At 64.3% G+C, this 8,489-nt stretch carries 7 protein-coding genes; 2 read left to right on the plus strand and 5 right to left on the minus strand.

Annotated features, from left to right (window positions below; all coding sequences use genetic code 11):
• Positions 1-622: 622 nt before the first annotated feature.
• The 5 genes from HNS03_RS25310 to HNS03_RS25330 form a co-directional block, all read right to left on the minus strand.
• A complete protein-coding gene (locus HNS03_RS25310; RefSeq protein ID WP_367198817.1) occupies positions 623-1,423 on the minus strand; it encodes a xanthine dehydrogenase family protein subunit M in 801 nt (266 codons plus the stop codon).
• 123 nt (positions 1,424-1,546) lie between these two features.
• Positions 1,547-3,913, minus strand: coding sequence for a xanthine dehydrogenase family protein molybdopterin-binding subunit (locus HNS03_RS25315; protein ID WP_367198818.1), 2,367 nt, complete (start codon positions 3,911-3,913; stop codon positions 1,547-1,549).
• 52 nt (positions 3,914-3,965) lie between these two features.
• Positions 3,966-4,451, minus strand: a complete 486-nt coding sequence (locus HNS03_RS25320; protein ID WP_367198819.1) for a (2Fe-2S)-binding protein — start codon at positions 4,449-4,451, stop codon at positions 3,966-3,968.
• Between the two features lie 302 nt (positions 4,452-4,753).
• Positions 4,754-5,497: a carbon monoxide dehydrogenase subunit G gene (locus HNS03_RS25325; protein WP_367198820.1), complete on the minus strand. Its 744-nt coding sequence runs from the start codon at positions 5,495-5,497 to the stop codon at positions 4,754-4,756.
• A 268-nt stretch (positions 5,498-5,765) separates the two neighbouring features.
• Positions 5,766-6,239, minus strand: a complete 474-nt coding sequence (locus HNS03_RS25330; RefSeq protein WP_367198821.1) for a carbon monoxide dehydrogenase subunit G — start codon at positions 6,237-6,239, stop codon at positions 5,766-5,768.
• Between the two features lie 240 nt (positions 6,240-6,479).
• On the opposite strand from HNS03_RS25330, the gene HNS03_RS25335 reads away from it, so the two are divergent.
• A complete protein-coding gene (locus HNS03_RS25335) occupies positions 6,480-7,358 on the plus strand; it encodes a class I SAM-dependent methyltransferase (protein WP_367198822.1) in 879 nt (292 codons plus the stop codon).
• Positions 7,355-8,185, plus strand: a complete 831-nt coding sequence (locus HNS03_RS25340) for a TrmH family RNA methyltransferase (RefSeq protein WP_367198823.1) — start codon at positions 7,355-7,357, stop codon at positions 8,183-8,185. The genes HNS03_RS25335 and HNS03_RS25340 overlap by 4 nt, the downstream gene beginning before the upstream one ends.
• Positions 8,186-8,489 lie beyond the last annotated feature (304 nt).

Raw genomic sequence — 8,489 nt, forward strand, 5'->3', positions numbered from 1 at the left:
AGGGCCAAACTCATCCTCGGTCGCGTCACGACAGACACGACCCGCGGAGTGACGGCCGCCTGACCGCGTCGGGAGGCCTCGCCACGCCTTCCGACGCTCAAGCAAACCACAAATCAAACACACAAGCGGAGTATGGGGGTTATTGGGATTAAAATCTGATGTCGTGCGACCCTGTAGTAAGGTTACGCGAAACTTCTTTTCAAAATCAGATAAAACAGAGCCGCCAGGACCACAAAATTTAGCAGAAAGAGCGTTGTCGAGGTTGTGCCTTCGAAGTTCAAGGCGATCCAGATCGTGTTCACTGTCGGAACCGCTGAGAAAAGAATGCTGTAGATGAACCGCTTCATCGATCGCCGAGGTCGCTCTACCGTTTTGAGGTGTGAGCGGCGATATTGGACAATTTTAAAACGATCGCGAAGGCCGCGACGAAAGGGTTTGCTTAAAGAGACTCGCATACCGGAACGAGAAAGCCCGGCCGCGAACGGCCGGGCTTTGTTGTTTCAGTCGGACCGGCTGAGGCTTAGAGCCAATCAGCTTTTCATGGAATCGCTGAAGAGCTCTAACCTACTGTCTTGACGCATTTCCGGACGGCGAACCGGTTTCCACTTCGCCTGGAAATGCTCTATCCCGCCGCAGCGACCGCGCGCTTGGCCATCACGGTGACCAGGTGCGCCCGGTATTCCGCCGAGCCATGCAGATCGGAGAGCATGTCGTCCGCCGACACCTTGATGGAGGCGACCGCATCCGGTGACCAGTTGGAGGCAAGCGCGGCTTCCATCTCCGGTACCCGGAACACGCCGTCGGAACCGGCGCCGGTGACCGCGACGCGCACCGAACCGTCCTTCAGTTTGGCCGCCATTACGCCGCACATGGCGTAGCGCGAGGCCGGGTTCGGGAATTTTTGATAGCCCGCCTTCTCCGGGATCGGAACCGACACCTTGACGATGATCTCGTCCTCATCCAGCGCGGTTTCGAACAGGCCGGTGAAGAACTCGTCCGCCGACAGCGCTCGCTTGTTGGTGTGGATGGTGGCTCCGAGGCCGAGCAGGCCGGCGGGATAATCCGCCGCCGGATCGTTGTTGGCGATCGAACCGCCGATCGTGCCCATATTGCGCACGGCCGGGTCGCCGATCAGGCCGGCAAGGCCGGCAAGTGCGGGAATCGCCGATGTCACCTCGGGCGAGGTGTGAACGGTGAAGTGGTTGGTCGCCGCCCCGATCATCAGCGTGTCGCCCTCCCGGCTGATCCCGGAAAGCTCCGGAATCTTGGTGAGGTCAACCAGATCGGTCGGTGCGGCGAGCCGCTGCTTCATCGTGGCGAGTAGGGTCTGCCCCCCGGCCAGGAACTTACCGTCCTCCGCACCGCCGAGCTTGGCGACGGCATCGTCGAGGGAGCTCGCCTTGGTGTAGTTCGTCGCATACATCGCGTGTCGTCCTTACCCCGTTTAGAGCATCAGGCGATGGCTCAAGATCGCCTGATGCTCTCGTCCTTTTCCCTGTCGTGCCGGTCTTTGCGAAAAACCGGTTTCCACGTTTTGTCCGCCGCTTTAAGCGGCTGCGGCCGGCCCGGCGCTCTTCAAGGCCTGCCACACCTTGGCGGGTGTGGCGGGCATGGCGAGCGTGTTTGAGCCGATCGCGTCGGTGAGCGCGTTGATGAGGGCGGGGGGCGATCCGATCGCGCCGGCTTCGCCGCAGCCCTTCACGCCGAGTGGATTGCCCGGACAGATCGTCTCGGTGGTGAGCAGCGTGAACGAGGGCAGATCGTCCGCCCGCGGCATGCAGTAGTCCATGAAGGAAGCCGTCACGAGCTGTCCGGACTCCGCGTCGTAGGAACAGCCCTCCAGCAGCGCCTGGCCTATGCCCTGGGCCAGCCCGCCATGCACCTGTCCCTCCACAATCATCGGGTTGATGATCCGGCCGAAATCATCGGCGGCCACGAACTGGACGATGGTCGTCTTGCCGGTCTCCGGGTCGATTTCCACCTCGCAGACATAGGTGCCGGCGGGGAAGGTGAAGTTGGTCGGATCGTAGAAGGAGGTCTCCTTCAGGCCCGGCTCCATGCCTTCCGGCAGGTTGTGTGCGGTGTAGGCGGCGAGCGCCACCTCGTGGAAACCGAGACTCTTGTCGGTACCCGCCACCTTGAAGGCGCCGTCCTCCAGGACGATGTCGCCCTCCGAAGCCTCCATCAGATGGGCGGCGAGCTTCTTGGCCTTGGCCTCCACCTTGTCGAGCGCCTTGAACACCGCCGACAGGCCGACGGCCGCGGAGCGCGAGCCGTACGTGCCCATGCCGAACTGCACCTTGTCGGTGTCGCCGTGCACGATCGAGACGTTCGCGGTCGGAACGCCGAACCGGTCGTTGATGACCTGGGCGAAGGTGGTCTCGTGGCTTTGGCCGTGGCTGTGGGTGCCGGTCAGGACCTCGATGGTTCCGACCGGATTGACCCGCACTTCCGCCGATTCCCAGAGACCGACGCCGGCACCAAGCGAACCTACCGCCTGGGACGGCGCGATGCCGCACGCCTCGATGTAGCAAGAGAGCCCGATGCCCCTGAGCTTGCCGCGACGTTCCGCCTCCGCCTTGCGGGCGGGGAAACCGTCATAGTCCGCGGCCTTCAGGGCGGCGTCCAGGCTGGCGTCGTAGTCGCCCGCATCGTAGGCCATGATCACCGGCGTCTGGTGCGGAAAAGCGCGGATGAAGTTCCGCCGGCGGAACTCGGCCGGGTCCAGCCCGACCTCGCGCGCCGCGGTCTCCATCAGTCTCTCCACCACGAAGGTGGCTTCCGGCCGGCCGGCGCCGCGATAGGCGTCCACCGGAGCGGTGTTGGTGTAGACCGCCAGCACCTCCGCGAAGATCTGCGGGATCATGTACTGGCCGGACAGAAGCGTCGCGTAGAGATAGGTCGGCACCGACGACGAAAAGGTCGACATGTAGGCGCCGAGATTGGCGATCGTCTTGACGCGCAGGCCCAGGATCTTGTGGTCGGCGTCGAGCGCCAGTTCCGCGCGGGTGACGTGGTCGCGGCCATGGGCGTCGGCGAGGAACGCCTCGGTGCGGTCGGCGACCCATTTCACCGGGCGGCCGCCGATCTTCTTGGACGCCCACAGGCAGGTGGTCTCTTCCGGGTAGATGAAAATCTTGGAGCCGAAGCCGCCGCCCACGTCCGGCGCGATTACCCGCAGCTTGTGCTCGGGCGCGACGCCCACGAAGGCCGACAGCACCAGCCGGGCGACGTGCGGGTTCTGGCTGGTGTTGTAGAGCGTGAAGTGCTCTTCCGCCGGATCGTAGGACCCGATGGCCGCCCGCGGCTCCATGGCGTTGGGCACCAGCCGGTTGTTGACGATATCCAGGCTGGTGACGTGCGCCGCGCTTGCAAACTGCGCGTCCGTCGCCGCCTCGTCGCCGATCGTCCAGTCGTAGATCAGGTTGTTTTCGGCCTCGGGATGGATCTGCGGCGCACCGGCGGCCGTCGCCTTTGCTGGATCGACGACGGCGGGAAGCTCCTCGTAGTCCACGATGACCGCGTCCGCCGCATCGCGCGCCTGGTTGCGGGTCTCCGCGATCACGATCGCGACCGCGTCGCCCACATAGCGCACGGTGTTGGCGGCGAGTGCCGGGTGCGCGCCCATCTTCATGGGCGAACCGTCCTTGGAGTGGATCATCCAGCCGCAGATCAGGCCGCCGAGCTTGTCGGTGGCAAGATCGCGACCGTTCAAAACCGCAACCACACCCGGCATCGCCTCCGCTTCGCTGGCGTCGATCGACTTGACCTTCGCGTGAGCGTGGGGCGAGCGCACGAACGCGGCATGGGTCATGCCCTTCATGCCGATATCGTCCGTATACTGGCCCCGTCCGGTGATGAACCGGCGATCTTCCTTACGCGCGACGCGCGCGCCGAACCCTTCCGCACCCATGGCAAATTCCTCCCAATATCTTTCTTGGTTTGCCGCGTTTGCTGCAGCCGCCTTATTCGGCGGCTTCGGCCACTTCCGACGTCTCGGCGACGGATTGGATCGCCTTGACGATGTTGTGGTAGCCGGTGCAGCGGCAGATGTTGCCTTCGAGCTCGTGACGGATTGTCGCCTCGTCGAGGTCGGAGCCGTGGCGGCGCACGATGTCGACACCCATCATGATCATGCCCGGGGTGCAGAAGCCGCACTGCAGGCCATGATGCTCGCGGAACGCTGCCTGCATCGGATGCAGCTCGTCACCCTTGGCGAGGCCTTCGATGGTGGTGACCTCGGCGCCGTCGGCCTGGCCGACGAGCACGGTGCAGGACTTCACGGCCACGCCGTTCATGTGCACGACGCAGGCGCCGCACTGGGTGGTGTCACAGCCGACATGGGTGCCGGTCAGCCCCAGCTCCTCCCGCAGGAAGGACACAAGCAGGGTGCGATCCTCTACGTCGCCGGAGACGGTCCGGCCGTTGACGGTCATCGAAACTTTGGTCATCCGCAGTCCTCCCTGGATCACGCCGGTTTCGGCCCCAGGGGTCCGAAACGCCGAAACGCGATCGATTCCAACAGGAGCGGGATGCGGGCGGGACACCGGGTCCCGCTTGTCTCATCCAGCTCCAGCGTCGCTCGCCCGTGCCGGGTGCGCGGACGAGCACGCGGTGGTTCCGGATCGACCCGCTCTCGACCGGATCCGGCCGACAGCCTGAAAGTCGATCGATTTCAACAGTCTGATGCAGCTCGTCCCCCAAGCGGGGGTTGAGCGTAGGATGCTCCACTGTGGCGCGAATTGGAACGCCATCAATTAAAAATTAGCAGAAGGACGATGACGATCGCAAAGGCGATCAGGCCCCACATCCAAGGTCCGCCCAGCGTGCCCTTGCCGGCTTCGACCTCCAGGCGCTCTTCCGCCTCGTGAACCCGCTCCTCCACTTCGTGCTCGAACTCTTCGATTTCGTGCTCCAGCTTGTGGAAGGTCGACTCCTCGTGGGGCTCGGCAGGCGTCGAAGCAGGCTCGGATTCCTCCGTAGGGGCAGGGGCCGGCGCTGCCTCTGCCGGGGCCGCCTCCTCGTCCGTAACGGCGGTCGTCGTTCCGACCGCCGGTGTCGTTCCGACCTTCTCCGCCAGGCAGGAGAAGAAGTCGTCGGCGTACTTTTTGGCAGTGGAATCGATCAGGCGAGAGCCGAGCTGGGCGAGTTTGCCGCCGATCTGCGCGGTCGCGGTGTAGCTCAGCAACGTCTGGCCATCGTGTTCGGCCAGATTGACGTCCGCCGATCCCTTGGCGAAGCCGGCGACGCCACCCTTACCCTCGCCGGCGATGGTGTAGCTCGTCGGGGGATTGAGATTCTGCAGCGTGACGGAGCCATTGAAGGTGGCCTTCACCGGGCCGACCTTGGCCTGAACCACCGCCGTCATGGCGTCTTCGGCTGTCTTTTCGAGGGATTTGCAGCCGGGAATGCAGGCCTTCAGGATCTCCGGGTCGTTCAGGGCCTCCCATACCGCCTCGCGGCTGGCGGGGATTCGATATTCCCCTGTCATTTCCATGGAACGCAAACTCCTCGCTGGATCAGGATGAGGTCGGGTTGAAGGACTCCGAACTCAAGAAATGTGATCAATTCCAAAGTTTTAGATCGGAACACGGGCCGGAAGCGGGCTCCGCTCCTCCGCATTCCGCTCTCGGCGGCGACACATTGGCGGCTTGGAGCATTTCCCGTTCGGACTGAAACGGTGTGAACGAAAAGGAATTGCTCAAGCTATTGAATCTAAGACCATTTTTGATCGATCAGGTGTTTTCGCCTGATCGGAAAAGGTTCTAACCGGAAGCCTCGCTGCCGCCCTCCGGCTCTTCGCCGCCGACCTTCTTGGAAAAGCTGGAGAAGAAGTCTTCGGCATATTTCTTGGCGGTGGAGTTGACCAGGCGGGAGCCGAGCTGGGCGAGCTTGCCGCCGATCTGCGCCGTCACCTCGTAGCTGAGGCGGGTGCCGCCATCGGTCTCCGCCAGGCTGACGTCGGCGCCGCCTTTGGCGAAACCCGCGACGCCGCCCTTGCCCTCGCCGGAGATGGTGTAGCTCTCGGGCGGGTTCAGATTTTCCAGGGTGACGTTGCCTTTGAAGGTGGCCTTCACCGGGCCGACCTTGGCCTGCACCACAGCCGTCATCTCCGTATCGGAGACCTTCTCCAGGGACTGGCAACCCGGAATGCACTCTTTGAGCACCTCTGGATCGTTGAGCGCCTCCCAGACCGTCTGGCGGTCGGCTGGGATCACGTACTCCCCCTTCATTTCCATGAAATGCGAACTCCTCGCGTGTTGACCCCGTATGGAGCGGAAAGGACACTCTGAAGCCGTTTCGCCGTCGGCGCGGCTTTGTGCGTTGGCGCTACCTTGCCGCTTCGCCCGCTACGGAGCAACCGCGACGGTGCGCGTGGCCGCAAGCGGTGATATGACAGCCGCATGCCGCTTCCATCGTCTTCCTCCACCCCACTATCGCGCGCCCGATCGTCAGCGTCGAGCGCTGGCCCTTCGAGCTTGACCGTCCTCGTGGCCGATGGCTGGAAGGACTATCAGCTTCTCGATTCCGGCGCCGGAGAGAAGCTGGAGCGCTACGGCTCCGTGACCGTGGTTCGCCCGGAACCGCAGGCAATGTGGTCGCGCCGGCTGCCGGAGAGCGCCTGGCAGGCCGCGGATGCCGTCTTTACCGGTACCCAGGACGACGAGGGGCCGGGACGCTGGCGCACTACGCGAACCGTGCCGGAAACCTGGCCAATGGCGTATGGCCCCGCGCGCTTCCACGGTCGGCTCACCAACTTCCGGCATCTGGGCGTATTTCCGGAGCAGCGCGCCCATTGGGACTGGATGGTGGAGCAGGTGAGGGCGTCTGGGCGCTCCGACTTCAAGGTGTTGAATTTGTTCGGTTACACCGGCGTCGCCTCGCTCGTTCTTGCCGCCGCCGGCGCGGCGGTGACCCATATCGACGCCTCCAAGAAGGCGGTCGGCTGGGCGCGCGACAACCAGAGCCTCTCCGGCCTCGACGATCGGCCGATCCGCTGGATCTGCGAGGACGCGACCAAGTTCGTGGCGCGCGAGGTGCGCCGCGGCTCCACCTATGACGGCATCTTGCTGGACCCGCCGAAATTCGGTCGCGGTCCGAAGGGCGAGACCTGGGACATGTTCGAAAGCCTTCCCCCCTTGCTCTCCGATCTGAGGCAACTCGTTTCCGAGAAAGCCGGGTTCGTCGTGCTGACGGCTTATGCCATCCGCGCCTCGGCGCTGGCCGCCCACGGCCTGATGGCGGAAACCTTCGAAGGGCTCGGCGGAACGATCGAAAGCGGCGACCTCGCCATCCGGGAGGAGGGCGGTGGCCGCCTTCTGCCCACCTCTATGTTTTCCCGGTGGGTTCGGCCATGAGCGGGGAACGGCCACGCCCAGGCGCAATCAAGACCGTCACCAGTGCCGCCAACCCGGTGGTCAAGGAGATCCGTGCCCTGACGATGCGTAAGCATCGCACGGAGCGTGGACTTTTCCTGGCGGAGGGGCTGAAGCTGGTGGCCGACGCGTTGGAGGCCGGGTGGCCGATCCGCACCGTTGTGCTGTCGGAGGATCTGGAAAGCCAAACGCGCGCGGCCCAGACGGCGGCAACGGCGCGGGCGCGCGGCGCGCTGGTGGTAATGGCGAGCGAAGAAGTGATGGCGCGCCTGACCCGGCGGGACAATCCGCAGACGATGGTGGGCGTGTTCCATCAGCGGCTGGTCGGGCTCGATGCGGTCGAAGCCAAGCCGGCCCCGGTCTGGGTGGCGCTCGAAGATGTGCGAGATCCCGGCAATCTCGGTACCATCCTGCGCACCGTGGATGCGGTGGCCGGCGCAGGGGTGATCCTGATCGGCGACACCACCGACCCGTTCGGTCTGGAGGCCGTCCGCGCCTCCATGGGCTCCATCTTTCACGTTCCGATCGTGCGGGTGAGCCGGGAGGCTTTCATGGCCTGGCGCTCGCGCTTTCCGGGCGTGGTGATAGGCACCCATCTCGCCGGCGCAGTGGATTATCGCACGGTGATGACGGACAAGCCGGTTCTGCTTCTGATGGGAACGGAACAGCGCGGCCTGAGCGAGGAAATCGTCGCGGCCTGCGACCGGCTGGTGAAGATCCCAATGGCCGGCAAGGCCGATTCGCTCAATCTGGCCGTCTCCACCGGCGTGATGCTCTACGAACTCGGGCGAAACCGATTGAGTCTTTGAGGGCTTCACGGCTGCGTGTGCGCCGCGCGACTTGACCAGACAGCATGCGGTCGCGCGCTGGCGTCTCGAAATTGGTGAGACGCGTACCTCTTTCTCCGCTCACTCCTGCGAAAGCGGGAGTCCATAGGGCGGTAACGGACCGCTCGGGTCTGGCCACCCGTTCTCCTGCGAGCCGTGAATATTCGCGAACTTACTCAGGCTCCATGGATTCCCGCTTTCGCGGGAACGAGCAACCGTGTCTGCTATGTGGTCGGTGCGCAGGCCGTCTCGGCGTCGCGGATGATGGCGTTGAGATGGGTGATGA

The sequence above is a fragment of the Amorphus sp. 3PC139-8 genome (genome assembly GCF_040750475.1).
GTDB lineage: Bacteria > Pseudomonadota > Alphaproteobacteria > Rhizobiales > Amorphaceae > Amorphus.